The organism is Curtobacterium uvaldense, from assembly GCF_028307415.1.
Classification (GTDB): domain Bacteria; phylum Actinomycetota; class Actinomycetes; order Actinomycetales; family Microbacteriaceae; genus Curtobacterium.
Window position 1 is genome coordinate 1 of the sequence record NZ_JAQMHU010000018.1, and the last position, 25109, is coordinate 25109.

Here is a 25109-nt window from a genome sequence, read left to right on the forward strand (position 1 = left end):
CGCCGCACCCGCGCCGCCCCCGCGCCGCCCCCGCGCCGCACCGGCGCCGCCCCGCGTCAGCGCACCTGCCACCGCTCGACGAGCTGGTCCATCAGCCCGTCGAGCCGCTCGTCCGTCACCTGGCGCGACGGGTCGGCGTCGAACCACGCGACGATCTCCCGCGCCCCCTGCCGGATCGACGTCGTCTGCGCGAACTCGGGCACGAGCGTCTGCACCTTCGTGTTGTCGAAGACCGAGGTGTTCGCCTTGTCTCCGAGCAGGCTCGCGCCCCAGTCGGCGTCGAGCGCGTCGATCGCGTCGGCCGGGACGTGCACGAGCTGGAGGTCCTCGACCCCCGCGGCCGCCGCCAGCTCGTGGGCGATGCGGTCCCAGGTCGGGGCCTCGTCGCCGGTGATGTGGAACGCCTCGCCGATCGCCTCGGCACGGTCGAGCAGCCCGACGAACCCGACCGCGAAGTCCCGCGCGTGCGTGATCGTCCACAGCGAGCTGCCGTCGCCGGTCACGACGATCGGCTTGCCCGCACGCATCCGGCCGAGCACCGTCCACCCGCCGGAGAACGGCACGAGGGTCTCGTCGTAGGTGTGCGACGGCCGGATGATCGTCATCGGGAAGTCGTCCTCGCGGTACGCCTTCGTGAGCAGGTCCTCGCACGCGATCTTGTCGCGGGAGTACTGCCAGAACGGGTTCTTCAGCGGCGTCGACTCGGTGATCGGCAGGTGCGTCGCGGGCGTCTGGTACGCCGAGGCCGACGAGATGAAGACGTACTGGTTCGTCCGACCCGTGAACACCTCGATGTCCCGCTGCACCTGGTCGGGCGTGAACGCCACGAAGTCGATGACGACGTCCCAGTGCTGGTCACCGATCGCGGCTTCCAGCGCGGTGCGGTCGGACACGTCGGCCTGGAGGCGCGCCACGGCATCCGGGATCGGCCGCTTGTCGGTCGTGCCCCGGTTGAGCACGGTGACGTCGTACCCCTGCTCGACGGCTTCGCGGACGCACGCGGCGCTGATGATGCCGCTGCCGCCGATGAACAGCACGCTCGGTCCCGACATGGATGCTCCCTTGCTCCCGGCGGTGCCGCTGTGCACCGCGCCCCTGCGATCCTGCCCCTCATCCGCTGGGTCGGGCGTCGAGGACCGCGCTGAGCGACGTCACGTCCGCCGCCCACTCGGCGGCGGCGGGGTGGATCCAGCCGAGCAGCTCGAGCGCATCGTCGAGGTCGCGGTGGAGGTCCCGCTGGTGGATCGGTTCGTGGTGCGCGGCGCGGTTCCGGACGAAGTGCAGCTGTTGCATGCGAGCCCGGACCTGTCGCTGCCGTGTCAGGACGTCGGCCGGACCACAGGGGAAGGCGCGGTGCAGAGCCGGCGTCCAGAGCGACGTGAGGTAGCGGGATTCGACCAGGTACCGCCAGAAGCCGAACGAGAGCTCCGCCAGGACCCGACCGTGCACTTCCGGGCGCCGCCCACCGCGCGTCGCTCTGGCCCGTGCCTTCGCCAGGTCGCGGCGTCCCGGTCCGTCCAACGGCGCGACGTCGAACCACGTCGCCTCTCGACGCCGAGATCCCGCCCAGCGCCGCAGTTCGGTGTCCATGGCGTTCCTTGCCACGACCTCGACGACACCGGTCAACTCCGTCACGGCTGCAGCGGCCCGCATGTTCCACTCGTAGAGCCGGAGCGCTCCCGCCACCCGCCCCGCAGATCGCTCGTAGGACGCCAGCCGCTCCCTGGTGAGCACCTCGACGAGCGCGTCGTCGCGTGTGACCTGCCGTCCTTCCACCGACGATCCCCCTCCGTGTAGCATCGTTCCCGAAGACCCCGGAACGATCACTGGCCTCGGCCACATCGCCGGGGTTTCGTCTTGCCCCGAGCAACTGATACTTCACGGTAGTGGCTCCGGAGTGAACGGTGGAGGCGGCACGGTCGACGCGGACTACCGTCACGGGTCGGGGCGCACCGACGCGCTCCACGACAGGAGTGACACGCACATGGAGTACCGCTACCTCGGCAACTCGGGCCTCAAGGTCTCCGAGATCACCTACGGCAACTGGCTCACCCACGCATCCCAGGTCGAGAACGACGCGGCGATCGCCTGCGTCCGGGCCGCGCTCGACGTCGGCATCTCGACGTTCGACACCGCCGACGTCTACGCGAACACCGGGGCCGAGACCGTCCTCGGCGAGGCGCTCAAGGGGGAGCGGCGCCAGTCCCTCGAGATCGCCACGAAGGTCTTCGGTCCGACCGGCCCGAAGGGGCACAACGACACCGGGCTGAGCCGGAAGCACATCCTCGAGTCGATCGACGGCTCGCTCGAGCGGCTGCAGACCGACTACGTCGACCTGTACCAGGCGCACCGCTTCGACCACGAGACGCCGCTCGAGGAGACGATGCAGGCCTTCGCCGACGTCGTGCGGCAGGGCAAGGTCCTGTACGTCGGCGTCTCGGAGTGGACCGCGGACCAGCTCCGGGCCGGTGCCGAGCTGGCGAAGGACCTGGGGTTCCAGCTCATCTCGAACCAGCCGCAGTACTCGGCGCTCTGGCGGGTCATCGAGGGCGAGGTCGTCCCCGCGTCGAAGGAGCTCGGGATCTCGCAGATCGTCTGGTCCCCGATCGCGCAGGGCGTCCTGACGGGCAAGTACCAGCCCGGTCAGCCGCTGCCCGAGGGCTCGCGCGCCACCGACGACAAGGGCGGCGCGAAGATGATCGAGCGCTTCATGAACGACGAGACGCTCTCGGCGGTGCAGGAGCTGAAGCCGATCGCGGACGAGCTGAGCCTGTCGATGGCGCAGCTCGCGGTGGCCTGGGTGCTGCAGAACGAGAACGTGGCGTCGGCGATCATCGGTGCCTCGCGTCCGGAGCAGGTGCACGACAACGCCGGCGCTGCCGGGGTGCAGATCCCCGCGGAGCTGATGTCCCGCATCGACGACGCCCTCGGGTCGGTCGTCGAGCGCGACCCGGCGAAGACGAACGACAGCAGCCCGAAGACCCGCGAGGCCTGAGGCTGCGAAGCCGCAGCGGTCCGGCTGCACAACCGGAAGCACGTCGCGCCAGGGAAGTCCGTGGCGCGATGTGCTTCTCGTTGTGCGCGAGCAGATCGAGCCACCGAAGTGCGACGAGCGCCGGATGACGAGCGCGGCCGAGCACCGGGCGCGCGAGCCCCGCTGCCCGCGCCGGGAACGCAAAAGAGCCCCTCACTCTCGTGAGGGGCTCTTCACCGTGGCTGGACACGGCATCGATCCGTGGACCTTTCGATTTTCAGTCGAACGCTCTACCAACTGAGCTATCCAGCCGTGGCGACCCTGACGGGACTTGAACCCGCGACCTCCGCCGTGACAGGGCGGCACGCTAACCAACTGCGCTACAGGGCCATATTGTGTTGTGTTCGGTGTCGTACTGCTGCTTGCTCACTCGCGTGGAGTGACCCCAACGGGATTCGAACCCGTGCTGCCGCCGTGAAAGGGCGGTGTCCTAGGCCACTAAACGATAGGGCCGCAAGCTGCGCCGTGCGCTACCGGGAGTCAAGCATACGGACGCTCTGCGTGATGCACAAATCGAGTGCCCCCGAGCGTGCATCCCCGGCGTGTCGCGCCGTCCCCGTGGGCATCGGTCGGGCGCTCGGTGCGACCATCATGGGCGGCCGAGGCCCTCGCTCGGGGGTGTCCCTGCCGTGACCCGTGTTGTTACTGTTGCGTCTGTTGACAGTGTGGCGTGCCCGAGCCTCGCCGCACCGTTACGAAACCGAGACCATGTCGCCTGCACCCCACCGCATCCCCCGCCCCCGCTCCCGCCGCCGCGTGATCGCCGCCGCGGTCGCCGTCGTGCTCTCCGCCGGGGCACTCGCCGCGGTCGGCCCGGTCTCCGCGGCATCGGCTGCCGGGTACCCCAGCTGGTCGGACGTCGAGCAGGCCAAGGCGTCGAAGGACGCCCAGCAGGCCAAGGTCACCGAGATCAAGGCGCTCCTGCAGGACCTGACCGCGAAGGCATCGGCCGCGCAGCAGGAGTCCGAGGCAGCCGGCACGGCCTACCAGACGGCGCAGACGAAGTACGACGCGGCGACGCTCGAGCAGCAGACGCTGCAGCACCAGGCGGACGATGCCGACCGCACCGCGAAGCGTTCCGAGGAGCAGGCCGGCCAGCTCGCCGCGCAGCTCGGTCGCGCGAGTGCGAACGACGTGACGACCGACATCCTCACGCACCCGTCCGACTCGGGTGACCTGCTCTACGAGCTCGGCGCGATGTCGAAGCTCACGGAGCAGGCCGACGGCATCTACTCGCAGGCCTCGCAGGACCGCGGTGTCGCCCAGGGCCTCGCCGACCGCGCCGAGCAGGCGAAGGAGGCCCTCGGCACCCTCGCCGACGCGGCCCAGGCGAAGATGCAGGCGGCCCAGGACGCCGCCGACCGGGCACAGACCGCGGTCGACGCGCAGGCGGACAACAAGGCCCGCCTCGAGGCGCAGCTCACCCTGCTGACCACGAACGCGAAGGACGTCGAGGCCGAGTACGACAAGGGCGTCGCTGCCGAGAAGGCCCGTGAGGCGGCCCGGGCTGCGGCGGCCGCGAAGGCTGCCGAGCAGGCGGCCGCGACGGGCCAGGGCGGCTCCGGCGGCGGGGCCCCGAACTCCTCCGGGTGGGTCCGTCCCGCCGGCGGGTACCAGACGAGCCCGTACGGCTACCGCGTCGACCCGTACACCCACTACCGGGCACTGCACGCCGGCGTCGACCTCGCGCCCGCCTGCTACGCCCCGATCTACGCCGCCCACGCCGGCACGGTGACGTTCGCGGCCAACGGCGGCGGCTACGGCAACGAGGTCGTCCTCGACAACGGCGGCGGCATCTCCACCGCCTACGGGCACATCGTCGACGGCGGCATCCTCGTCTCCGTCGGGCAGCACGTCGAGGCCGGACAGCAGATCGCGAAGATCGGCTCGACCGGTTGGTCGACCGGATGCCACCTCCACTTCGAGACCCGGGTGAACGGCTCCGCCGTCGACCCGGTCCCCTTCATGGCAGCGCGGGGGATCTCGGTATGAGCAACAGCGCCGTCGAGAGGCCCTGAGCGAGACATGAAGCCCTCCACCCTGCCCGGCTGCACCGCGGTCGTCGCCGTCCTCGGCATCGGTCTGTCGGTCGTCCTCGCCGGTCCCGCCCAGGCAGCTCCCTCGGCCCCGAGCTGGGACGACGTGCGCCAGGCGAAGGCCGACACGGCGCAGGCCCAGACGACGGCGGACGAGCTGAGTGCCCGGCTGCAGACGCTGCAGGACGCCGCGGACAGCGCCGAGGTCTCCGAGCTCCAGGCGGCGCAGGACTACGCGATGGCGGTGTCGCAGCAGCAGGAGGCGCAGGCGTCCCTCGACGACCTGACGGCGCAGGCGAAGCGTGCCGAGCGGCGGGCGGACGAGTCGGCGGCCCAGGTCGCCGGGCTCGTGGTCGAGCTCTCCCGCACGGGCGGCGGTGACCTGTCGACCTCGATGCTCGTCGACGCCTCGGACGCGAAGGACCTGCTCTACCGCGTGGGAACGGTCTCGCACCTGTCCGAGCGTTCGGCCCGTGTGCTCGCACAGGCACAGACCGACCAGAACACCGTCGAGTCGATCGCCGCGCAGCAGTCGGCGGCGACGAAGGCCCTCGCCGCAGCGACCACGAAGTCCGAGCGTGCCCTCGACGACGCCAACGACGCGTCCGCCTCGGCTCGTGCCCGGGTGCAGCAGCAGCAGGACGAGCAGTCCGAGGTGCTCGACCAGCTGGCGTTCCTCAAGGGGACGAGCAAGGCGACCGAGACGGCGTACTGGAACGAGCAGCAGGCGAAGCGGGCCGAGCAGCAGCTCGCTGCGAGGACCGCCGCCGCCTCCCGTGACACGGCACCCAGCGCCGGCGACTCCGGTGGCAGCAGCGACCCCGCGTCGCCGTCCGTGCCGTCGCGCCCGAGCTCGAACCAGCCGAGCACGACGCAGCCGAACACGAGCCCCTCGCGCCCGAACACGAGCCCCTCGCGCCCGAGCACGACGCAGCCGAACACGACCCCGTCACGTCCGGCTCCCGCGCCCGCGCCCGCGCCGGCCCCTGCGCCGGCGCCGGCCCCCGCTCCGGCCCCCGCACCGGCACCGGTCTCGAGCCCGTCGAAGGCCGCCGGCGCCATCGCGTTCGCCCGTGCCCAGCTCGGCAAGCCGTACGTGCTGACCGGCGCGGGTCCGAACACCTGGGACTGCTCCGGCCTGGTGATGATGGCGTACAACTCGCAGGGCATCGCGACCGGCGGGCACAACGTCGTCTGGCAGTACAACCACTTCGCGTCGATCGGCCGGCTCGTCCCGCTGTCGCAGCGCCAGCCGGGCGACATCCTCTTCTACTCGTCGAACGGCAGCGTCTCCGGCGCCTACCACGACAGCATCGTCACGAGCTACGGCACGATGGTCGAGGCCGCCCGCCCCGGTGTCGGCGTGGTCGAGCGCGGCATCTGGTTGCCGAACCAGCTCCTGCCGTACGTCGCCCGCCCGAGCGGCTCGCTCTAGCCCGAGCGACCGGCCGGCGACCGGCGACCGGCACCGGCACCGGCGACCGGTGACCGACGACCGACGACCGGAGTCCGAGCGACCGGCGACCAGCACGAACGACAGCGCCCGCGCTCCCCTCGGGGAGCGCGGGCGCCGTCGTTCGTGCGAGCGTCAGTGACCGGCGGGCACGTACGCGGCCTGGCCGGCCTGCACGATCGCCTCGGCCTCCGCGGCGTCGCCCCAGCCGTCGGCCTTGACCCACTTGTTCGGCTCGAGGTCCTTGTAGCGCTCGAAGAAGTGCGCGATCTCGGCCTTGGTCTGCTCGTCGACGTCCGAGATGTCCTGGATGTGCTGCCAGCGCGGGTCCTTCGCGGGGACCACGAGGACCTTCGCGTCGTTGCCGGCCTCGTCGCTCATCTTGAAGACACCGACGGGGCGGACCTTCACGCCGACGCCCGGGAACACCGGGTACTCGAGCAGCAGGAGCGCGTCCACGGGGTCGCCGTCGTCGGCCAGCGTGTTCTCGAAGAACCCGTAGTCGGTCGGGTAGACGAAGGACGTGAACAGCACGCGGTCGAGGTACACACGACCGGTCTCGTGGTCGACCTCGTACTTGTTGCGGCTGCCCTTGGGGATCTCGACGACGACGTCGTACGCGGTCATGGTGCGCTCCTGGTCTCATGTGCGGGAAGAAAGCGCGGCTAACGTTACCGGGTGAACACTCCGCGTCCCCGGTTGGACCCGGCCGTCGCCGCGACCCGGCTGGCGGTCCGGACGCTCCTCGCCCAGGCTCGTGACGAGGGGCTGCTGCACCGCGGCGACCTGGTCACGGTCGCGCTGAGCGGGGGAGCGGACTCGCTCGCGCTCGCCGCGGCCACCGCGTTCGAGGCACCGAAGCAGGACCTGCGGGCCGGCGCGGTCGTGGTCGACCACGCGCTCCAGGCGGGCAGCGAGGCGGTGGCGAGCCGTGCCTCCCGGACGGCCGCGTCGGTGGGTCTCGACCCGGTGACGGTCCGCAGGGTCGCGGTCGGCACGGACGGTGGTCCGGAGGGCGCCGCCCGGGAGGCACGGCACGCCGCCGTCGCGGAGGTCGCCGCCGACACCGGGTCACCCCTGGTGCTGTTCGGCCACACGCTCGACGACCAGGCCGAGACCGTGCTGCTGGGCCTGCTGCGGGGCAGCGGGCCGGACGCGCTGTCCGGCATGCCGCCGCTCGCGCGACGCGCGACCGGGCCGGCGTACGGCCGGCCGCTCCTCGGTGTCCGCCGGCACACGACCCGGCAGGCGGCGGTCGCCGCGGGCCTCGTGCCGTGGGACGACCCGCAGAACGACGACCCCGCGTACGCACGGGTGCGCGTCCGGAGCACGCTGATGCCGGCGCTCGAGCGGGAGCTCGGCGCGGGGGTGCCCGAGGCGCTCGCCCGCACCGCCGAGCAGCTCCGCGAGGACGCCGCGGCACTCGACCACTTCGCCGAGGAGATGGCGGAGGACCTCGCCGAGCACTCCGAGGCAGGCATCTCGCTCTCCGTGCCGGAGCTGCTGGCGAACCCGCCGGCGCTCCGGCAGCGACTCGTCCGCCTGGCGGTCGAGGGGGAGTTCGGCGTGACGCTGTCCCGCACGCAGACGCTCGAGGTCTGCCGGCTCGTGACCGACTGGCGCGGGCAGGGCCCGGTCGACCTGCCGGGGGTCCGGGCGTCGCGCGAGGGCGAGCGCATCGCGTTCGCCGCCCGTTAGAGTGCTCTGGTGGAACTCTCCGACGTCCAGGCAGACCTGTCCGAAGTGCTCTTCACCCCCGAGCAGATCGACGAGAAGCTCGCCGAACTCGCCGCGGTGGTCGACCGTGACTACGCGGGGAAGGACCCGCTGCTCGTCGGCGTGCTGAAGGGCGCCGTCATGGTCATGGCGGACTTCTCGCGGCACCTCAAGATGCAGGCGCGCATGGACTGGATGGCGGTCTCGTCGTACGGCTCCGGCACGAAGTCGTCCGGCGTCGTGCGGATCCTCAAGGACCTCGACACCGACCTGCACGGCCGCGACGTCATCATCGTCGAGGACATCATCGACTCCGGCCTGACGCTGTCCTGGCTGAAGCAGAACCTCGAGTCCCGCGGTGCCGCGAGCGTCGAGATCGTCGCGCTGCTCCGCAAGCCCGAGGCCGCCAAGGTCGAGGTCGACGTGAAGTACGCCGGCTTCGAGATCCCCGACGCGTTCGTGGTCGGCTACGGCCTGGACTTCGACGAGCGCTACCGCAACCTGCGCGGCATCGGCGTCCTCGCGCCGCACGTCTACTCCTGAGGCCCGCCGGGCCGTCCGGACCACGGGCGGCCCGTACGGCTCCCTCCGGGCACGGGTGGAGTTCGCCCGCAGAGGACACCCATTCTCGCCACAGAGTCACCGCCGTATGCTGACCTCCACGCAACTCCGGCAGAGAAAGGTGTCGGGCCATCGCGCCCGGATCACATGAACTTCAAGCGCATCTTCCGCGGCCCGTACCTCTACGTGCTCATCGCGCTGGTCGGCATCTTCATCGGCTGGAGCGTGATCGCACAGTCCGGCACGCAGCAGATCGACACCCAGAAGGGTCTCGAGCAGCTCGCCGACGGCAAGGTCTCGTCCGTGGTCGTCAACTCGACCGAGCAGCGCGTCGACCTGACCCTCAAGGACGGCAACGCGAAGGAGCAGTTCTACTACTCCACGCCGCGTGGCGAAGAGGTCGTCTCGGCCGTCAACGACGCGAACCTGCCCGACGGCTACAACGACGTGGTGAACCAGGGCAACTGGTTCCTGTCGCTCCTCGGCATCATCCTGCCGTTCCTCATCATCGGCGCCCTGTTCTGGTTCCTGCTCTCGAGTGCCCAGGGTGGCGGCTCGAAGGTCATGCAGTTCGGCAAGTCGCGCGCGAAGATGAACAACAAGGAGAACCCGCAGGTCACCTTCGCCGACGTCGCCGGTTCGGACGAGGCGATCGAGGAGCTCCACGAGATCAAGGAGTTCCTGCAGGAGCCCGCGAAGTTCCAGGCGGTCGGCGCGAAGATCCCGAAGGGCGTGCTGCTGTACGGCCCTCCCGGCACCGGCAAGACCCTGCTCGCACGCGCCGTCGCGGGCGAGGCCGGCGTGCCGTTCTACTCGATCTCCGGTTCGGACTTCGTCGAGATGTTCGTCGGTGTCGGTGCGAGCCGCGTCCGTGACCTCTTCGAGCAGGCCAAGCAGAACGCCCCCGCGATCGTCTTCATCGACGAGATCGACGCCGTGGGCCGCCACCGTGGCGCCGGCATCGGCGGTGGCAACGACGAACGCGAGCAGACGCTGAACCAGCTCCTCGTCGAGATGGACGGCTTCGACGGCAAGACGAACGTCATCCTCATCGCGGCGACGAACCGCCCCGACGTCCTCGACCCCGCGCTCCTGCGTCCGGGCCGCTTCGACCGCCAGATCGGCGTCGACGCCCCGAGCCTGCAGGGCCGCAAGCAGATCCTCGAGGTGCACGCGAAGGGCAAGCCACTCGCCGCGAGCGTCGACCTCGAGCTCCTCGCCCGCAAGACGCCGGGCTTCACCGGTGCCGACCTGGCGAACGTCCTCAACGAGGCCGCCCTGCTCACCGCCCGGTCGAACGCGCAGCTCATCGACAACCGCGCCCTGGACGAGGCCGTCGACCGCGTCATGGCGGGTCCGCAGCGCCGCACGCGCATCATGTCCGACCAGGAGAAGCTGATCACGGCGTACCACGAGGGTGGTCACGCCCTGGCCGCCGCCGCGATGCGCCACACCGACCCGGTGACGAAGATCACGATCCTGCCGCGTGGTCGCGCCCTCGGCTACACGATGGTGCTCCCGCTCGAGGACAAGTACTCCGTGACCCGCAACGAGCTCCTCGACCAGCTCACCTACGCCATGGGTGGCCGCGTCGCCGAGGAGATCGTGTTCCACGACCCGACCACGGGTGCGTCGAACGACATCGAGAAGGCCACGTCGACCGCACGCAAGATGGTCACCGAGTACGGCATGAGCCGTGCCGTCGGTTCCGTCAAGCTCGGGTCGGGCTCGAGCGAGCCGTTCGTCGGCCGCGAGATGGGCGGCAGCAGCGGACGCGACTACTCGGAGAACATCGCCGAGACGGTCGACGCCGAGACCCGTGCCCTGCTCGAGGCGGCCCACGACGAGGCCTACCAGGTGCTCAACGACAACCGCGACATCCTCGACCGCCTGGCCGGCGAGCTCCTCGACAAGGAGACGCTGGACGCGCCGGAGCTCGTCGAGATCTTCAAGGACGTCCGCAAGCTCCCGGAGCGCCCGCAGTGGCTCTCGAGCGACCGTCGTCCGGTCTCGAACCTGCCTGCGATCGAGTTCCCGGGCAAGGCTGCGTCGACCGCGGCGGAGCAGGGCGACACCGAGTCGTCGTCGAAGCCTCGTCGTCGCCCGTTCGGCAACCCCGGTATCGCCCCCGCGTAGGCCGGCATGACCGACCTGCCGACGAGACGCTCCCGTCGCCTCGCCGAGGCGGACCGCGCCCGTGCCGCCGAGCACGAGGCGCGGACCGCCGCGGCGGAACCGCCGACGGTCGCGATCGACCTCCGTGCGCCGGCACCGGTGCCCGAGATCGTGACCGGCCGGCGGCGTGACCGCGCGTCGAGCGGCAGCGCCGGCGGACCGGACGACCGCACGCGGGTGATGGGCATCCTCAACGTCACGCCGGACTCGTTCAGCGACGGCGGCCTGCACCTGGCGGTCGACGCCGCGATCGCGCACGCCCGCGACCTCGTGGGCGCCGGAGCGGACCTGGTCGACGTCGGCGGCGAGTCGACCCGACCCGGTGCCGACCGGGTGCCCGTGGCGGTCGAGCAGCAGCGCGTCCTGCCGGTCGTCCGGCAGCTCGTGTCCGAGGGCATCGCGGTGAGCGTCGACACCATGAACGCGTCGACCGCCGAGCGCGCGGTCGAGGCCGGCGCCGCGATCGTCAACGACGTCTCGGGCGGCCTCGCCGATGACGACATGGCGAGGGTCGTGCGCGACACCGGTGCCGGCTTCGTCGTGATGCACTGGCGTGGGCACAGCGACCGGATGCACCGGAACGCCGAGTACGCGCACGCGGTCGAGGAGGTCCGGCGCGAGGTCGAGCTCCGCGTCGCCGAACTGATCGTCCTCGGGGTCCGCGAGGAGCAGGTGGTCATCGACCCCGGCCTCGGCTTCGCCAAGCACGGCGCCCAGAACTGGGAGATCCTGGCCGGGTACGAGCGCTTCGCCTCGATCGGCCTGCCGGTGCTCGTCGCCGCCTCTCGCAAGCGGTTCCTCGACGGTGTCGGCAGTGCTGCCGGCGCACCGCCGCGCGACCGCGACCTCGCCACCGCCGCCATCAGCCTGCTCGCCGCCGAACGCGGCGCGTGGGGTGTGCGCGTGCACGACCCCGCACCGACCCGTGCGGTGCTCGACGTCTGGGATGCCTGGAGGGCAGCACGATCGTGAGGGACACCATCCGACTGACCGGGGTCCGTGCCCGGGGGAACCACGGCGTGTTCGACCACGAGCGCGCCGACGGCCAGGACTTCGTCGTCGACGTCGCGGTCGAGGTCGACGCCCGGGTGTCGTCGGGGTCCGACGACCTGGCCGACACCGTGCACTACGGGGTCGTCGCCGAGCAGGTCGTGGCCGAGATCGAGGGCGGGCCCGTCGACCTCATCGAGACCCTCGCCGAGCGCATCGCGTCCGCGGTCCTCACCCACCGGGCGGCGCTCGCGGTCGAGGTCACCGTGCACAAGCCCCAGGCGCCGATCACGGTGCCGTTCTCCGACGTCTCGATCACGATCCGCCGCACCCGCGGGGGATCGGTGTCCCACGAGGAAGAAGAGTGAGCCGGGCGGTGATCGCCCTCGGTGCGAACCTCGGGGACCGCGGGAGCACCCTGCGGGCCGCTGCGCAGGCGATCGCGGCCGTGCCGGGCATCCGGCCGGTGGCGTCGAGCCACGAGGTCGAGTCCGTCGCCCTGACGCTCGACGGGCTCGACGACAGCAAGCCCCGGTACCGCAACGGCGTCGTCGTGGTGGACACTGACCTGGCGCCGCACGACCTGCTCGACGCCCTGCACCGCATCGAGGACGACCACGGACGCACCCGCGAGGTCCGCTGGGGCGACCGCACCCTCGACCTCGACGTGATCGCCGTCGACGACCTGCTGATCGACACCGGGACGCTGACCGTCCCGCACCCGCGAGCGGGGGAGCGGGCGTTCGTGCTCGCACCGTGGCTCGACGCCGACCCGGACGCGGTCCTGCCCGGCGCCGGACGCGTCGCGGACCTGCTCGACGGACTCGGCGACGACACCGAGCGCGTCGACGAGCCCCGGCTCTTCGACGCCGTTCCCGGGTCGGGGTCCGCCGCGTGAACCCCACCCGCGCCTCCACCCTGATCAGCGTCGCGGTCGTCGCCGTCGTCGCCGGGTTCGCGCTCGACGCCGTCCTGGCCTCGCGCCAGGCGCCCACCCTGCTGCTCTCGACGCCCCTCGGCGTGACGCTCGCGCTGATCGGCGTCGCGGTCGTCGCGATGGCTCGACCCGTGCGCCGCCACGCCCGCGACGGCGCGACCCGGCAGCACCCCGTCGACCCGCTCTACGCCACGCGCGTGGTCGTCCTGGCGAAGGCCTCGAGCCTGGCCGGTGCGCTCTTCGGGGCGTTCGCGGCCGGGCTGTTGCTGTACCTCCTGACCAGGTCGGCCCTGCCGCCGCTAGGCTCGGTCCTGCCGAACGCCGTCGCGGTCGGGGGCGGTCTCGTGCTCGTGGTGTGTGCGCTCGTCGCCGAGCGGATGTGCATGGCGCCGCCACCGGGCGACGACGACGACGACCTGCCGCGGGGTGGGACGACGGCGAACTGACCGACGACCGCAGGAGGCCGTGATGCCGCTGGAACGACTCGACGAGCCGGGCCTCGGCCTGACCGGGACCACGTGGACGCGGGTGTCGCCGAAGCTCGTCTGGACGGAGCTCGTCAGCACGATCGTGGTCGGGGTCGTCGTGACCGCCGGGTGCGTGCTCTTCGCGGCGCTCTTCGGCGGGTTCGGGGGCGCCGCCGGCACGGTGTGGAGCTGCGTCGCGATCGTGGTCGCCCTCGTCGCGCTGGTCACCGCCGTCCTGACGCCCCGTCGGGTCCGAGCGATCGGCTACGCCCTGCGCGACGACGACCTCGTGCTGCGCCGCGGGCTCATGTGGCAGCGCTTCACCGCGGTGCCGTACGGCCGCATGCAGCTCGTCGACGTGAACCGCGGACCGCTCGACCGGATCCTCGGGCTCAGCGAGCTGAAGTTCGTCACCGCGGCCGCCGCGACCAACGTGCGGATCCCGGGCATCCCCGCCGCCGACGCCGACGAGCTGCGCGACCGGCTCGTCGAGCTCGCCGAGTCCCGCCGCGCCGGGCTCTAGGGAGTCGTCGTGACGTTCCGACCCGGACCGCCGCCGCCCGCGCCCCCGCGGCGTGGCGATGCTGCCGCTGCCGCTCCGCTGACCGACGGCGAGTGGCACCGCCTGCACCCGCTGACGCCGCTGCTCAAGGGCGGCATCTTCCTCATCGTGATCCTCGGGTACGTGCTCAACAACCTGCGGGACCAGCTCCTCGAGTTCTTCGTCCCGGGCGGCGCACCGCAGGACGACGGCGACCCGGTCCGCTACGTCTGGGAGCACGGCGCCGTCGGCTGGGTGCTGCTCGGGGTGGTCGTGCTCCTGCTGGTGCTCTTGGGGCTCTTCACCGTGTCCTGGCGGATGCACGAGTTCCGCGTGACCGGCGACGTGGTCGAGGTCCGCTCGGGCGTGCTGTTCCGCAGCCACCGCAAGGCGCGGCTCGACCGGATCCAGGGCATCAACATCTCGCGGCCGGTGGTCCCGCGGATCTTCGGGACGGCGAAGCTCGAGATCGCCCAGGCCGGCAACGACGCCAACGTGCAGCTCGCGTACCTGGGTGCGCGGGCAGCCGACGACCTCCGGCAGCGCATCCTCGTGCTCGCCTCCGGCGCGCAGGACGACGAGGAGACGGCCCGTCGCGACTCGAACGGCGTGCTGCAGGACCGTGTCGGCGAGCTCTTCTCGCCGGAGCTCGACCCCGCCGCCGTGCACGCGACGCGCATCGTCAAGGTGCACCCCGGACGCCTGATCGCGTCGATGCTGCTCTCCGGGACGACGGTGTTCTTCGTCGTGGTGATCGTCGCGATGATCGTCAGCATCGCGATCACGGGTGAGTACGGCATCCTGATCGGTCTGTTCCCGGTGGTGATCGGTGCCGGCGGCTACACCGTCCGGAAGTTCTCGCGCTCGCTGCAGTACACGATCGCCGAGACCCGCGACGGCATCCGGATCGGCTTCGGTCTCGTCTCGACGTCGAACGAGACGCTGCCGCCCGGGCGCATCCACGCGGTGAGCGTCGCGCAGCCGCTGCTCTGGCGTCCGTTCGGTTGGTGGGACGTCCGCATCAACCGTGCGACGAACGCCGGCAACGGGGCGTCGAACAACCAGCAGGTGTCCTCGATCGTGCTGCCGGTCGGTCGCGCCGAGGACGTCCGCGAGGTCCTCGACATCATCCTGCCGGGGCTCGTCGGCACCGCGGTCGCCGGACCGACGGCGTCGCGCGAGGAGCTCCGCGAGGGCTCGTCCGAGGCGGTCAACGTCGTCGACGACAGCCTCACGACGACGGGGGACCGCGGCGGGTTCGTGCACTCCCCGCGTCGCGGCGCCTGGCTCCGCCCGTTCTCGTTCCGCCGCAACGGCTACCGCTTCGTGCAGGGCGCGGTGCTGCTCCGTCTCGGAGCCGTCTGGCGCTCGCTCGTGATCGTGCCGCTGCCGCGCGTGCAGAGCGTCAAGGTCGAGCAGGGGCCGCTCGAGCGGGTGCTCCGGCTCGCGACCGCACATGTCCACACCGTGTCCGGTCCCGTCTCGGCGCGGATCGGCGCGCTGGACGCGCTCGACGCCCAGCGCCTCTGGTCGGAGAGCGCGCACCGCGCCGTCGAGGCCGCGGCGGTCGACACCACGCACCGCTGGCGCGCCCGGGAGGCCCGCCGCACCCCCGCCACACACGCCCCGGACGGACAGGTGGTGGCGACCGCCGCCGACGCAGCTCCCACGGGAACGTGGCGGGCCGACGGGGGGACGCAGGCCGTGCCTCCCGGCCGCTGGTCCGACGTGCCGCCGCCCGGAGCGCTCCGGTGAGGGCCGGACGACTCGGCGTCGGCATCGTCGGCGCGGGGCGGGTCGGACCGGTGCTCGGGGCGGCCCTGGCGAACGCCGAGCACGCCGTCGTCGGTGTGACGGCCGTCTCCGACGCGGGTCGCGACCGCGCCGAGGCGATGCTCCCCGGTGCCCCCGTCCTCGCGACCCCCGACCTGGTCGAGCGCAGCGAGCTCGTGCTGCTCGCCGTCCCGGACGACCAGCTCGCCGGACTCGTGCAGGGCCTGGCGGACGCCGGGATCTGGCAGCCGGGCCAGCTCGTCGTGCACACCAGTCCGGACCACGGTGTCGACGTCCTGCGGCCCGCCCTGTCGGCCGGCGCGATCCCGCTCGCGATCCACCCGGCGATGGCCTTCACCGGCACGAGCGTCGACCTCGCCCGGCTCCGGGACGCCCACTGCGCGGTGACCGCCCCGGCGCCCGTGCTGCCGATCGCCCAGGCGCTCGTGGTCGAGATGGGTGCGGAGCCGTTCGTCGTGTCCGAGCAGGACCGGCCGGCGTACGCGGATGCCGTGCGCGCCGCGGTGTCGTTCTCGGCCGCCATCGTGGACCAGTCCGCCGGGACGCTGTCCGGCATCGGCGTCGAGCGCCCCGGACGCGTGCTCGGCGCCCTCGTGCGCTCGGCCGTCGACAACGCGCTCGCCGCGGCCGACGGTCGGCCGGACCACTAGCGCCCGCTCCCGGCCGACACCGGGCGGGCCCTGCACGCCGCTGGGGGCCACGGGGACGGGCGGGAGCGGAGCGGCCGGTACCATCGGTGCATCCCCACGACCCCATCGGAGCCGCACAGCATGACCGACGAGACCGCATCCGCCACCGAGCCCTCGGGCGACGGCCCCTCCGCTGAGGAGCTCGCCGCCGCCGAGACCAGCGAACAGCGACAGGTGCGGCTCGACAAGCGGGCGAAGCTGCTGGACGCCGGCATCGAGGCGTACCCGGCCGAGCTGCCGATCACCACGACGATCCCCGCCGTCCGCGAGCAGTACGAGCACCTCGAGACGGGCGAGGAGACGCAGGACGTCGTCGGACTCGCCGGGCGCATCGTGTTCTCCCGCAACACCGGCAAGCTCTGCTTCGCGACGTTGCAGTCCGGTGACGGCGCCCGCGTGCAGGCGATGGTCTCGCTGGCCGAGGTCGGCGACGAGTCCCTGGCCCGCTGGAAGGAGTTCGTCGACCTCGGCGACCACGTCTTCGTGCACGGCCGTGTGATCTCCTCGCGTCGTGGCGAGCTGAGCATCATGGTCGACGAGTGGGCGATCGCGGCGAAGGCGATCCTGCCGCTGCCGAACCTGCACAACGAACTGAACGAGGAGACCCGGGTCCGCCAGCGGTACCTCGACCTGATCGTCCGCGACCAGGCCCGCGAGACCGTCCGCGCCCGTGCTGCCGTGATGTCCTCGCTGCGACGGACCTTCACCGGGCACGACTACCTCGAGGTCGAGACCCCGATGCTGCAGACGCAGCACGGTGGCGCCTCGGCCCGACCCTTCGTCACCCACTCGAACGCCTTCGACACCGAGCTGTTCCTGCGCATCGCACCGGAGCTCTTCCTGAAGCGCGCCGTCGTCGGCGGGATCGACCGGGTCTTCGAGATCAACCGGAACTTCCGGAACGAGGGTGCCGACTCGTCGCACTCGCCCGAGTTCGCGATGGTCGAGGCGTACCAGGCGTACGGCAACTACGAGCAGATGGCCGACCTGACCCAGGAGCTCGTGCAGAACGCGGCGAAGGCCGTCACCGGGGGCTCCCTCGTCGTCACGCTCGCCGACGGTTCCGACTACGACCTCGGCGGCGAGTGGGCCCGCATGGACATGTACGGCTCGCTGTCCGAGGCCGCCGGGCGGGAGATCACCCCGGAGACCCCGCTGTCCGAGCTGGTCGCGCTCGCCGAGGCCGAGGGCGTCGAGGTCGCGCACGCCACGCACGGCAAGTACGTCGAGGAGCTGTGGGAGCACTTCCACGGGGACGACCTGCACGCGCCGACCTTCGTGATGAACTTCCCGGTCGACACCTCGCCGCTCACCCGCGAGCACCGCACCCGTCCCGGCGTGGTCGAGAAGTGGGACCTCTACGTCCGCGGCTTCGAGCTCGCGACGGCGTACTCCGAGCTCGTCGACCCCGTCGTGCAGCGCGAGCGTTTCGTCGAGCAGGCGAAGCTCGCCGCCGGTGGTGACCCCGAGGCGATGCGCGTCGACGAGGACTTCCTGCGCGCACTCGAGCACGCCATGCCGCCGTCGGGTGGCATGGGCATGGGGATCGACCGCCTGCTCATGGCGATCACCGGCCTCGGCATCCGCGAGACGATCCTGTTCCCGCTGGTGAAGTAGGGACGCGACCGGAGACGGACGGGAGGCGCGGTGCCGGTGGCACCGCGCCTCCCGTCCGTGCGGGCCCCGCGGGCAGGTGGCGGTCACCGGGGCGAGGTACGATGCTCCGGTGCCAGATGGAGTCGTGACCGGGATCATCTTCGCCGTGACGCCGACCGTCGTCGTCGGCCTGATCTTCTGGTTCGTGATGCGCGCGATCATGCGGGCCGACCGCACCGAGCGGTCCGCGTACGCCAAGGTCGAGGCCGAGGAGCGAGCGCGCTTCGAGCGCGAGCACGGCCGCCCGGCCCCCGCGCCGAGCTCGGCGGAGTAGCCCTCCCCGGCAGTCCGTCACCACCCGTTCACCGACGGGTGCTGCAGTGACGTGGTGACCGCACGTCCCTCGCCGTCGTCGACCCCCTCGGACCCGGCTGACCTCGACCCCGAGGACGCCTTCGGGCACTCCGTCCTGCCCGACGCCGCACGTGACGCGGTCTGGCAGGACGATGACGACGACGACGTCGACGTCTGAGCGCCCGGCGTCGGTCACCGACCGTTCACCCGGTCGTCGCCGGGCGGTCGTCCGCGCGGGTGAGCATCGTCCGCATGTCCATCACGCACGTCTTCACCGGCCGCAGCCTCGTCGGCGACATCGAGAGCGAGTACGACGAGTTCGACCTCGACGCCGACCTCGAGGTCGCCGAGCGACGGGACGGGTGGCTCGAACCCTCCTGGTGACACCGGGCCCCTGCGCTCTTCGGGGTACGGCACCCGGATCACGACGATCCGGAACGCCGTACCCCTTTTCCGTGTCCGCTCGGCGCAGCGGCGCGGGGTACACGCTTTCGATCGTCGATGAAACATCCCTGCAACACCGGAAACACGGCGGCATCCCCTTGTGCACGGGCATCCGGCGGGGCCATGCTGACACCAGGCCTGTACCCCGCGGGGGACAGTTCTGCGGGTGAAGCACGACGTTCCCTGGGAATCGATCCGATCGGTTTGTGGGGTACACCTCGGGACCGCTTTACTCGTCAACACCCCCCACCGAGGCCATCACCGTCGAACCGCAGGGAGAGTCACCATGACGATCGCGACCGCAGCACCGAAGACGACGACCACTGGCACCACCGCGCGCCGCAGCAAGAAGGCAGCAGCCGCGAAGACCGCCGTCACCGCGGTGGAGACCACCACGCTCGACGCCGTCGAGGTCGAGGCCGACGAGCAGCTCGCGGGTGTCCGCGGCGCCTCGGTCGACCAGGTCGGCGACTACCTGCGCCACATCGGGCGCCTCTCGCTCCTGACCGCCGAGGAAGAGGCGGACATCGCCCGCCGCATCGAGGTCGGTCTGTTCGCCGAGGAGAAGCTCGCCACCGAGGCCGGCATCGACAAGACGCTGCAGCGCGAGCTGCGCTGGCTCGTCCGCGACGGTGAGCGCGCCAAGGAGCGCATGATCACCTCGAACCTCCGACTCGTCGTGAGCATCGCGAAGCGGTACTCGCAGCGCGGTCTGCCGTTCATGGACGTCATCCAGGAGGGCAACCTCGGTCTGGTCCGCGCGGTCGAGAAGTTCGACTTCACGCAGGGCTACAAGTTCTCGACCTACGCCACCTGGTGGATCCGCCAGGCGATCTCGCGTGGTCTCGCCGACAAGGCGCGCACCATCCGCATCCCGGTGCACACCGTCGAGCTCATCAACAAGATCTCACGCACCGAGCGTGACCTGACCGTCGACCTCGGCCGCGCGCCGATGCCCGACGAGGTCGCCGCCGAGCTCAGCATGAGCACCGAGGAGCTCCTCGACCTCAAGGGCCGCTCGCACGAGCCGGTGTCGATCCACACCGTCGTCGGTGACTCCGACGACAGCGAGCTCGGCGACTTCATCGAGGACGAGGACGCCGCGAGCCCGAACGAGCTGACCGAGACGACGCTCCTGCACCGCGACATCCGGTCGATCGTCTCCGAGCTGCCGACCGACGAGGCCAACGTCATCCGCATGCGCTACGGCCTGGACGACGACAAGCCGATGACGCTCGACGAGATCTCGAAGATCGTGCACACCACGCGCCAGGCGGTCAGCCGCGTCGAGTCGCGTGCCAAGCTGCGCCTGTTCGCGAAGGCCGTGAGCCAGGACATGCAGCTGTACCTGACCGACTGAGGTCAGCAGGCTTCGGCCGGCGCGTGAGCGTCGGCACGGGGAACCGGGTCGTCCTGTGGGAAGGCGGGCCGGTGGGGTGATGGGACGGCCCGTCCAGGCACTGCCTGGGCGGGCCACTTCGCTGTCCGGGGTACCGCTGTCCAGGGCCTCGCGGTCCCGCTGTTCGGGGCCCCACTGTCCGGGGCGCTGCGGTCCCGCCCTGTCGTTGTCTGGGCCGCTAGTCCTCGATCTCGCGGCCGAGCTTCTGGCGCAGGTCCTGCGGGATGAGCTCGATGAGCTGGTCCGGGCGGACCGGCAGGTCGAGCAGGCTGAGCTTCACCCGGCCGGTGCGTCCGTGCCGCTCGGCGTCCAGGCGCACCACGCTGCCGGCGTCCTTCCGCAGCCGGATGTCGATCTGCGCGCCGGTGGCGACCTCGCCCACGACGAGGCCGTCGACCTCGAGGGCCGCGCTCCGGGTCCCCTCGGCGATGTCGAAGCGGTAGCGCTCCCGTGCCGCCAGGACGACGGCGCGGTCGATGCCCGCCATCGGGGCGACCGGCGTCACCACGGAGCCGGAGAGCGCCGGGGAGAGCACGGGGCCGCCGGCCGCGTAGTTGTACGCGGTGGACCCAGCGGGGGTCGCGGCGACGATGGCGTCCGCACGGTAGTACCCGTAGCCGAGCCCGTTCACGCTGAGGTCGGCGGACACCTGCCCGGCTCCCGGCCGTCGCACGATCGTCAGGTCGTTGAACGCCAGGTAGTCCGTCCGCGCGCCACCCCACGACAGCCGGGCCTCGAGTGCGTGGTGCGGTTCGAGCTGGTACTCGCCGGCGGACAACCGGTCGAGGGCGGCCTCGAGCTCGGGCGGCTCGATCTCGACCAGGAAGCCGACGTTGCCGTAGTTCACGCCGAGCACGGGCACCGGACGCTTCGCCACGAGCCGCATCGCACCGAGCATCGTGCCGTCCCCACCGAGCGCGACGACGAGGTCGACCTGGTCGGTGAAGTCGTCGTCGCCGATCACCTCGACGTCGCCGCCGATGCGCTGGGCGTCCGCCCGCCGGGCGACGAGCCGACCCAGTCCGGAGGCGTTCCACCCCTGCAGGGTCGCGATCGACTCCTGCACGTTCTTGGTGGGGTGGACGACGAGTCCGACGACGGGCTGCTCCATGCCCAGATCGTAACCGTCCGGGCCTGGTCGACGGCAGGTGCGGAGGTCGCGGGCCACCGGGCGAAGAGAGGTCACGCCCACGGCGAACAGGGGCAGCCCTGCGGGGGTCCGCTGGTTAGTCTCGATGTACGTCACCGAGCTCCCACGAGCCCGGCAAGGGAGAGCACATGTTCGAGAGATTCACCGACCGAGCCCGTCGTGTTGTCGTCCTCGCTCAAGAAGAAGCGAAGATGCTCAACCACAACTACATCGGCACCGAGCACATCCTCCTCGGCCTCATCCACGAGGGCGAGGGCGTCGCCGCCAAGGCGCTGGAGTCGCTCGGCATCTCGCTCGATGCCGTCCGCGAGCAGGTCCAGGACATCATCGGGCAGGGCCAGCAGCAGCCGACCGGGCACATCCCGTTCACGCCGCGCGCCAAGAAGGTGCTCGAGCTGTCCCTGCGCGAGGCGCTGCAGCTCGGCCACAACTACATCGGGACCGAGCACATCCTGCTCGGCCTCATCCGCGAGGGCGAGGGCGTCGCCGCCCAGGTCCTCGTCAAGCTCGGTGCGGACCTGAACCGCGTCCGTCAGCAGGTCATCCAGCTCCTGTCCGGGTACCAGGGCAAGGAAGCGGTCGCCGTCGGCGGCGAGCAGCAGCAGAACGCCCAGCAGGGTTCGCAGGTCCTCGACCAGTTCGGTCGGAACCTCACCCAGGCGGCGCGCGACGGCAAGCTCGACCCCGTCATCGGGCGCGAGAAGGAGATGGAGCGGGTCATGCAGATCCTCTCCCGCCGCTCCAAGAACAACCCCGTCCTGATCGGTGAGCCGGGCGTCGGCAAGACCGCGGTCGTCGAGGGCCTCGCCCAGGCGATCGTCAAGGGTGACGTCCCGGAGACGCTGAAGGACAAGCAGCTCTACTCGCTCGACCTCGGGTCGCTCATCGCCGGGTCCCGCTACCGCGGTGACTTCGAGGAGCGCCTCAAGAAGGTCACGAAGGAGATCCGCACCCGCGGCGACATCATCGTCTTCATCGACGAGATCCACACGCTCGTCGGTGCCGGTGCTGCCGAGGGCGCGATCGACGCCGCGTCGATCCTCAAGCCGCTCCTCGCCCGCGGTGAGCTGCAGACGGTCGGTGCGACCACGCTCGACGAGTACCGCAAGCACTTCGAGAAGGACGCCGCACTCGAGCGTCGCTTCCAGCCGGTGCAGGTCAACGAGCCGTCGCTGCCGCACGCGATCAACATCCTCAAGGGCCTCCGCGACAAGTACGAGGCGTTCCACAAGGTGTCCATCACCGACGGCGCGATCGTCGCCGCGGCGAACCTGGCGGACCGCTACGTGCAGGACCGCTTCCTGCCGGACAAGGCCATCGACCTGATCGACGAGGCCGGCGCACGCCTCCGCCTGTCGATCCTGTCGGCGCCGCCGGAGCTCCGCGAGTTCGACGAGAAGATCTCGACGGTCCGCGGACAGAAGGAAGCCGCGATCGAGGAGCAGGACTTCGAGAAGGCCGCGAGCCTGCGCGACGAGGAGAAGAAGCTCCTCGGCGAGCGTCTCCGCCTCGAGAAGCAGTGGCGTGCGGGTGACGTCGCCGCGTCCGGCACCGTCGACGAGGGCATCATCGCCGAGGTCCTGGCGCAGGCCACGGGCATCCCGGTGTTCAAGCTCACGGAGGAGGAGACCTCGCGTCTCGTCTTCATGGAGAAGGCCCTGCACGAGCGCGTCATCGGTCAGGAAGAGGCCATCTCGGCCCTCTCGAAGACGATCCGTCGTACCCGTGCCGGTCTGAAGGACCCGAACCGCCCCTCGGGCTCGTTCATCTTCGCCGGCCCCACGGGCGTCGGGAAGACCGAGCTCGCCAAGGCGCTCGCCGAGTTCCTGTTCGACGACGAGGGCGCGCTGATCTCCCTCGACATGTCGGAGTTCGGTGAGAAGCACACGGTCTCGCGACTGTTCGGTGCCCCTCCCGGGTTCGTCGGCTTCGAGGAGGGCGGCCAGCTCACCGAGAAGGTGCGCCGCAAGCCGTTCTCCGTGGTCCTGTTCGACGAGATCGAGAAGGCCCACCCGGACATCTTCAACTCGCTGCTGCAGGTCCTCGAAGAGGGTCGTCTGACCGATGGTCAGGGCCGCGTGGTCGACTTCAAGAACACCGTCATCATCATGACCACGAACCTCGGTTCGCAGGGCATCGCTGGTGGCCCGGTGGGATTCCAGGTCGAGGGTGACTCGGCCGTCGGCTACGACCGCATGCGCTCGAAGGTGAACGAGGAGCTCAAGAAGCACTTCAAGCCCGAGTTCCTGAACCGTGTCGACGACACGATCGTGTTCCCGCAGCTCTCGCAGTCCGAGCTGCTGCAGATCGTGGACCTCTTCGTGAAGCGCCTGGCGGACCGCCTGCTGGACCGCGACATGACGGTGGAGCTGACGCTCGCCGCCAAGGAGCAGCTCATCAAGGTCGGCTTCGACCCGGCACTCGGTGCTCGTCCGCTGCGTCGCGCGATGCAGCACGAGGTCGAGGACCAGCTGTCCGAGCACATCCTGCAGGGTGAGCTGAACGCGGGCGACCACGTGAAGGTCGACTTCGTGGACGGGAAGTTCGACTTCGAGACCGGGCGTCAGCCGGGTCGCGAGGAGGTCCTCGCCGGGGCTCCCGCGGTCGAGTCCGCGGAGACCCCGCAGGGCGAGATCGAGTCCTAGGACCGGTTCCACTCGGACGGGAGGCGCGGTGCCGGCTGGCACCGTCCTCCCTCGCAAGCTCGGCCGGCGCACCCCGCGCAACGCTTCGCGTTGCACCAAGCGGGGTGCGCCCGTCCGTTCGTGGTCGCGGATCCGTGTGCGGGTTCCGGCGTGCGCTGCGGACGCGACCCCCGGGCGGGGGGTACCGTTGTTCGTGCGAGGGTTCCCCCCAACACCTCGCGACCGACGTCCGGCTGGTTCCCCCAACAGGTCGGACGTCAGTGGCCCCGGTCTCCCCCCGACCGGGGCCACTTCTCGTTCCGGTGAGTGTCCGTCAGCCGAGCGTCGCGGCGAACTCCCTGACGGCGCGCTCCCAGCGCTCCGGGTCCTCGTTCCACTCGAGCGTGTGCCGGGCGTGCGCGAAGGTCTCGACCCGGGCGCCGCGGGCGCGGTGCGTCTCGACGTCGGCCGCTGCCACGAGGGCATCGGCCGTCGAGTGCAGCAGGAGGGTCGGCGTGCGGTCGTCCTGCCAGCGGGTGACCGTGAGGGGGTAGGGCACCCCGGCGAGGCGGCTGAGACCCGGTGTGGTCGCGATCCGTCCCGCGACCACACCGACGGCCGCCGGGAAGCGCGCGGTCGTCACGGCGCCGCGCAGGGCCGACCGGACGTCGAGGAGCGGTGCGACCGCGACGATGCCGTCGACCGGCGTGCGTGCCGCCGCGGCGGAGGCAGCGAGGGCGCCGGCGGACCAACCCTGCAGCACCACCCGTTCGGCGCCGCGGGCACGCGCGGCGTGCGCGGCGGCGGCGACGCGATCGACCGCGGCGGGATCGAGGGAGCGCAGCGGCAGGTCGGACGTGTCGACCACCTGGTTGGAGGCGCCGAGCTCCCGCCAGACGCGCAGGCCACGCAGGACCTGCTGCGGGCCGAGCGACTGCCCGTGCACGTGGACGACGTGGGTGCGCCCGACGACGCCGTCCGGTTCGGTGCCCGGGACGGACCGCTCGTCGGCGTACACCAGCTCGGACTCCGGGGGCACGAACGGTGCGGGGCGGAGGAGTCGGCGTGCGGCGGCGGCCCCGAGGGCGACGCTGCCGGCGGTGGCGATCACGGTGCCGGTGACGGCGGTGCGGACGAGCTGCATGGTGT

The 25109-nt window shown here is 71.3% G+C and carries 24 protein-coding genes and 3 tRNA genes; 19 read left to right on the plus strand and 8 right to left on the minus strand.

The annotated features are described in order from the left end of the window. Positions 1 to 56 precede the first annotated feature (56 nt). Positions 57 to 1052, minus strand: coding sequence for an SDR family oxidoreductase (locus PIJ49_RS11295; protein ID WP_271826624.1), 996 nt, complete (start codon positions 1050 to 1052; stop codon positions 57 to 59). Between the two features lie 58 nt (positions 1053 to 1110). Beyond that, complete coding sequence (locus tag PIJ49_RS11300; protein WP_271826625.1) at positions 1111 to 1776, minus strand: hypothetical protein; 666 nt, start codon at positions 1774 to 1776, stop codon at positions 1111 to 1113. A gap of 208 nt (positions 1777 to 1984) precedes the next feature. Between PIJ49_RS11300 and PIJ49_RS11305 the strand changes: the two genes are divergently transcribed. Then, positions 1985 to 2995 carry an aldo/keto reductase family protein gene (locus PIJ49_RS11305; RefSeq protein ID WP_066657594.1) on the plus strand — a complete coding sequence of 337 codons (1011 nt, stop codon included), beginning with the start codon at positions 1985 to 1987 and terminating at the stop codon, positions 2993 to 2995. A gap of 218 nt (positions 2996 to 3213) precedes the next feature. Here PIJ49_RS11305 and PIJ49_RS11310 read toward each other — a convergent pair. From PIJ49_RS11310 to PIJ49_RS11320, 3 genes are all read right to left on the minus strand, one after another. Beyond that, positions 3214 to 3286, minus strand: a tRNA-Phe gene (locus PIJ49_RS11310). Between the two features lies 1 nt (position 3287). Next, a tRNA-Asp gene (locus PIJ49_RS11315) sits at positions 3288 to 3364 on the minus strand. A 50-nt stretch (positions 3365 to 3414) separates the two neighbouring features. Next, positions 3415 to 3487 (minus strand) — tRNA-Glu (locus tag PIJ49_RS11320). Positions 3488 to 3742: 255 nt separating this feature from the next. Here PIJ49_RS11320 and PIJ49_RS11325 point away from each other — a divergent pair. Both PIJ49_RS11325 and PIJ49_RS11330 read left to right on the plus strand, forming a co-directional pair. Then, positions 3743 to 5026 (plus strand): M23 family metallopeptidase, encoded by a 1284-nt coding sequence (locus PIJ49_RS11325; RefSeq protein WP_066651398.1) that lies wholly within the window; start codon positions 3743 to 3745, stop codon positions 5024 to 5026. A 33-nt stretch (positions 5027 to 5059) separates the two neighbouring features. Further along, positions 5060 to 6505, plus strand: coding sequence for a C40 family peptidase (locus PIJ49_RS11330; protein WP_271826626.1), 1446 nt, complete (start codon positions 5060 to 5062; stop codon positions 6503 to 6505). A 153-nt stretch (positions 6506 to 6658) separates the two neighbouring features. Here PIJ49_RS11330 and PIJ49_RS11335 read toward each other — a convergent pair whose 3' ends face one another. Then, positions 6659 to 7150, minus strand: coding sequence for an inorganic diphosphatase (locus PIJ49_RS11335; protein WP_066651400.1), 492 nt, complete (start codon positions 7148 to 7150; stop codon positions 6659 to 6661). 51 nt (positions 7151 to 7201) lie between these two features. On the opposite strand from PIJ49_RS11335, the gene tilS reads away from it, so the two are divergent. From tilS to PIJ49_RS11410, 15 genes are all read left to right on the plus strand, one after another. Further along, the gene (gene tilS, locus PIJ49_RS11340; protein ID WP_066651402.1) at positions 7202 to 8221 is read left to right on the plus strand and encodes a tRNA lysidine(34) synthetase TilS; all 1020 of its coding nucleotides are present in this window, start codon (positions 7202 to 7204) and stop codon (positions 8219 to 8221) included. A gap of 9 nt (positions 8222 to 8230) precedes the next feature. Next, positions 8231 to 8782, plus strand: a complete 552-nt coding sequence (hpt, locus tag PIJ49_RS11345; protein ID WP_031272831.1) for a hypoxanthine phosphoribosyltransferase — start codon at positions 8231 to 8233, stop codon at positions 8780 to 8782. Between the two features lie 165 nt (positions 8783 to 8947). Then, positions 8948 to 10936, plus strand: a complete 1989-nt coding sequence (gene ftsH, locus PIJ49_RS11350; RefSeq protein WP_066651404.1) for an ATP-dependent zinc metalloprotease FtsH — start codon at positions 8948 to 8950, stop codon at positions 10934 to 10936. Positions 10937 to 10942: 6 nt separating this feature from the next. Further along, the gene (gene folP / locus PIJ49_RS11355; RefSeq protein ID WP_245172026.1) at positions 10943 to 11947 is read left to right on the plus strand and encodes a dihydropteroate synthase; all 1005 of its coding nucleotides are present in this window, start codon (positions 10943 to 10945) and stop codon (positions 11945 to 11947) included. Continuing rightward, positions 11944 to 12333, plus strand: a complete 390-nt coding sequence (gene folB, locus PIJ49_RS11360; protein WP_066651406.1) for a dihydroneopterin aldolase — start codon at positions 11944 to 11946, stop codon at positions 12331 to 12333. Before folP ends, folB begins: the two co-directional genes overlap by 4 nt. After that, positions 12330 to 12863: a 2-amino-4-hydroxy-6-hydroxymethyldihydropteridine diphosphokinase gene (gene folK / locus PIJ49_RS11365; RefSeq protein ID WP_271826627.1), complete on the plus strand. Its 534-nt coding sequence runs from the start codon at positions 12330 to 12332 to the stop codon at positions 12861 to 12863. Before folB ends, folK begins: the two co-directional genes overlap by 4 nt. After that, positions 12860 to 13348, plus strand: coding sequence for a DUF3180 domain-containing protein (locus PIJ49_RS11370; protein ID WP_066651410.1), 489 nt, complete (start codon positions 12860 to 12862; stop codon positions 13346 to 13348). Before folK ends, PIJ49_RS11370 begins: the two co-directional genes overlap by 4 nt. Positions 13349 to 13370: 22 nt before the next feature. After that, complete coding sequence (locus tag PIJ49_RS11375) at positions 13371 to 13892, plus strand: PH domain-containing protein (protein ID WP_209684606.1); 522 nt, start codon at positions 13371 to 13373, stop codon at positions 13890 to 13892. Positions 13893 to 13901: 9 nt separating this feature from the next. Further along, positions 13902 to 15665, plus strand: a complete 1764-nt coding sequence (locus PIJ49_RS11380) for a PH domain-containing protein (protein WP_081984531.1) — start codon at positions 13902 to 13904, stop codon at positions 15663 to 15665. After that, on the plus strand, positions 15662 to 16354 hold the full coding sequence (locus PIJ49_RS11385; RefSeq protein ID WP_271826628.1) for a Rossmann-like and DUF2520 domain-containing protein: 693 nt from the start codon (positions 15662 to 15664) through the stop codon (positions 16352 to 16354). Before PIJ49_RS11380 ends, PIJ49_RS11385 begins: the two co-directional genes overlap by 4 nt. A 120-nt stretch (positions 16355 to 16474) precedes the next feature. After that, positions 16475 to 18010 (plus strand): lysine--tRNA ligase, encoded by a 1536-nt coding sequence (gene lysS, locus PIJ49_RS11390; RefSeq protein WP_271826629.1) that lies wholly within the window; start codon positions 16475 to 16477, stop codon positions 18008 to 18010. Between the two features lie 109 nt (positions 18011 to 18119). After that, positions 18120 to 18323 carry a hypothetical protein gene (locus PIJ49_RS11395; RefSeq protein WP_066651415.1) on the plus strand — a complete coding sequence of 68 codons (204 nt, stop codon included), beginning with the start codon at positions 18120 to 18122 and terminating at the stop codon, positions 18321 to 18323. Between the two features lie 54 nt (positions 18324 to 18377). Beyond that, positions 18378 to 18521, plus strand: coding sequence for a hypothetical protein (locus tag PIJ49_RS11400; RefSeq protein ID WP_271826630.1), 144 nt, complete (start codon positions 18378 to 18380; stop codon positions 18519 to 18521). 74 nt (positions 18522 to 18595) lie between these two features. Beyond that, positions 18596 to 18727: a hypothetical protein gene (locus PIJ49_RS11405; protein WP_268746767.1), complete on the plus strand. Its 132-nt coding sequence runs from the start codon at positions 18596 to 18598 to the stop codon at positions 18725 to 18727. Positions 18728 to 19073: 346 nt separating this feature from the next. Next, complete coding sequence (locus PIJ49_RS11410; protein WP_066651417.1) at positions 19074 to 20147, plus strand: sigma-70 family RNA polymerase sigma factor; 1074 nt, start codon at positions 19074 to 19076, stop codon at positions 20145 to 20147. Between the two features lie 217 nt (positions 20148 to 20364). Here PIJ49_RS11410 and PIJ49_RS11415 read toward each other — a convergent pair whose 3' ends face one another. After that, positions 20365 to 21297, minus strand: coding sequence for an NAD(+)/NADH kinase (locus PIJ49_RS11415; protein WP_066651419.1), 933 nt, complete (start codon positions 21295 to 21297; stop codon positions 20365 to 20367). A 167-nt stretch (positions 21298 to 21464) separates the two neighbouring features. Here PIJ49_RS11415 and PIJ49_RS11420 point away from each other — a divergent pair, with 167 nt between their 5' ends. Continuing rightward, positions 21465 to 23981 carry an ATP-dependent Clp protease ATP-binding subunit gene (locus PIJ49_RS11420; RefSeq protein ID WP_066651428.1) on the plus strand — a complete coding sequence of 839 codons (2517 nt, stop codon included), beginning with the start codon at positions 21465 to 21467 and terminating at the stop codon, positions 23979 to 23981. Between the two features lie 313 nt (positions 23982 to 24294). On the opposite strand, the gene PIJ49_RS11425 is transcribed toward PIJ49_RS11420, so the two are convergent. Further along, positions 24295 to 25104 carry a hypothetical protein gene (locus PIJ49_RS11425; protein ID WP_271826631.1) on the minus strand — a complete coding sequence of 270 codons (810 nt, stop codon included), beginning with the start codon at positions 25102 to 25104 and terminating at the stop codon, positions 24295 to 24297. Positions 25105 to 25109: the final 5 nt, after the last annotated feature.

What these genes read in the sequence shown, in the direction of transcription:
- PIJ49_RS11330 (WP_271826626.1), top strand. Translation starts at nt 5,060, where the DNA reads ATGAAGCCCTCCACCCTGCCCGGCTGCACCGCGGTCGTCGCCGTCCTC.
- PIJ49_RS11410 (WP_066651417.1), top strand. Translation starts at nt 19,074, where the DNA reads ATGACGATCGCGACCGCAGCACCGAAGACGACGACCACTGGCACCACC.
- PIJ49_RS11415 (WP_066651419.1), bottom strand. Translation starts at nt 21,297, where the DNA reads ATGGAGCAGCCCGTCGTCGGACTCGTCGTCCACCCCACCAAGAACGTG.
- folP (WP_245172026.1), top strand. Translation starts at nt 10,943, where the DNA reads ATGACCGACCTGCCGACGAGACGCTCCCGTCGCCTCGCCGAGGCGGAC.
- PIJ49_RS11425 (WP_271826631.1), bottom strand. Translation starts at nt 25,104, where the DNA reads ATGCAGCTCGTCCGCACCGCCGTCACCGGCACCGTGATCGCCACCGCC.
- PIJ49_RS11335 (WP_066651400.1), bottom strand. Translation starts at nt 7,150, where the DNA reads ATGACCGCGTACGACGTCGTCGTCGAGATCCCCAAGGGCAGCCGCAAC.
- PIJ49_RS11325 (WP_066651398.1), top strand. Translation starts at nt 3,743, where the DNA reads ATGTCGCCTGCACCCCACCGCATCCCCCGCCCCCGCTCCCGCCGCCGC.
- PIJ49_RS11405 (WP_268746767.1), top strand. Translation starts at nt 18,596, where the DNA reads ATGTCCATCACGCACGTCTTCACCGGCCGCAGCCTCGTCGGCGACATC.
- PIJ49_RS11420 (WP_066651428.1), top strand. Translation starts at nt 21,465, where the DNA reads ATGTTCGAGAGATTCACCGACCGAGCCCGTCGTGTTGTCGTCCTCGCT.
- ftsH (WP_066651404.1), top strand. Translation starts at nt 8,948, where the DNA reads ATGAACTTCAAGCGCATCTTCCGCGGCCCGTACCTCTACGTGCTCATC.
- PIJ49_RS11375 (WP_209684606.1), top strand. Translation starts at nt 13,371, where the DNA reads ATGCCGCTGGAACGACTCGACGAGCCGGGCCTCGGCCTGACCGGGACC.
- lysS (WP_271826629.1), top strand. Translation starts at nt 16,475, where the DNA reads ATGACCGACGAGACCGCATCCGCCACCGAGCCCTCGGGCGACGGCCCC.
- PIJ49_RS11305 (WP_066657594.1), top strand. Translation starts at nt 1,985, where the DNA reads ATGGAGTACCGCTACCTCGGCAACTCGGGCCTCAAGGTCTCCGAGATC.
- PIJ49_RS11295 (WP_271826624.1), bottom strand. Translation starts at nt 1,052, where the DNA reads ATGTCGGGACCGAGCGTGCTGTTCATCGGCGGCAGCGGCATCATCAGC.